Consider the following 1,406-nt stretch of genomic DNA (forward strand, 5'->3'; position numbering starts at 1 on the left):
CCCGACGCGCCCGTGACGCGGCAGGGCACGATCGGGCGGTAGTTGAGTCGGCTGTCGGTAAGCGATGCGGTGGCGCGTGCCTGCGAGGCCGCCTCGCGGCCGAGCAGCACGCGCGAGGGAGTCGGCGGTCCGAAGCGAAGCGGAGGACCGGCGACGAGGCTGGGGAGGCGTGAAGTGCTGTGCGGGGTGGGAATCGAAGGGGCAGCCGGGAGGATGGCGCAGGCGACGTAAGCACCGCAAGGAGCGAGTAAAACGAGCGACTGAGGAGCGCAGCGAGCGTGCGCCATCCTCCCGGCTGGGGCTTCGGTGGTCGTGTCGATCACTCGGGAATAACCAGAAGCACTATCGTATCTTTGCGCTCCCTGACGGGTCCGATCTCGATCGGCCGAAACACCTTACTCGGAGGCGTCAGCACGGATCCGCGTGACCGAATCGGAGCCGGAACGGTGTTCGAGACCGAGCACCGTCGACATCCTCTTTCCGCTGGTGTTCTCCTCGCTCGTCGGAGGGTTGTTCTTCGGTGTGTTCGGCGCGGCGGTCGGCGGAGCCCTCGGGGCGACTATCGGCGGACTCGTCGGCAACAGCGACGGGCTGTAGGCACAACGCGACTTCGACAATCTCTCAGCGACTGGCGATTCTACTGGAGCCAAATTGACTCTAGACAGGGCTTGTCAGTCGGGCTCGTCAGTTCGACCACGCTATCTAAAGTGGGCGATATCGCCGGTGTATCGCCTGAGTAACTCAGAAGAGTTCAAACAGCTCTGAGTACCGACCAGCTTTTAGCGTACAGTCCGGATAAAAACCCCCTGCGACCAAATAGTAACTTGCTGTCAGTTTCACTCCCGATTCCGAATATCATAGATGTAGTACAAGGCATTGTGTGATATTACTGCGTTTACTGTCACGTACAGCAGCGATCGTCGGCCGGTCATATATAAAACAACGAAGAAGATAGTCCAAATTGCTACAAGTAATGCGGCATACCGAAGTATACCATATGAGACGCTGTTCATATTTCTTTTTCAATGAGTAGTCGAGGTATGCTGAGATAGAACTTCTGTGGACTGTATTTTCACGCCCCGTATAATAAATATCACCATATTATAAGATGATATGATCTCGCCACCGCCCGGTCGGCCTTCGACCGGCCCGCCGAGTCGGAAAGGCTCAACTCCCGGCCCGTCGAACCCGAAAGCGACATGCGCACCCCGCTCGCCGTCGTCGGCCTCCTCGCGCTCGGCGTCTGCCTGATGGCGAACCCGCTGTATCTCCCGGTCGCGGTCGGCGAGCCGGACCCCGCGTACACCCACACCGTCCAGCCGGCGGGCGAGGGCTCTCCGGTCGGTCCCGAGTCGCCGATCGATCCGGACGCCGGCAACGACTCCGACGCGGTCGTCGCCTACGCC

General features: G+C 60.2%; 1 protein-coding gene and 1 pseudogene. Both read left to right on the plus strand.

Annotated elements, in window-relative coordinates:
- The first annotated feature begins 423 nt into the window (after positions 1–423).
- Positions 424–597 carry a hypothetical protein gene (locus BN903_RS16365; protein ID WP_154018027.1) on the plus strand — a complete coding sequence of 58 codons (174 nt, stop codon included), beginning with the start codon at positions 424–426 and terminating at the stop codon, positions 595–597.
- 602 nt (positions 598–1,199) lie between these two features.
- Positions 1,200–1,406 (plus strand): annotated as a pseudogene (locus BN903_RS17145) (hypothetical protein); the annotation flags it as partial.

It is taken from the genome of Halorubrum sp. AJ67 (assembly GCF_000513435.1).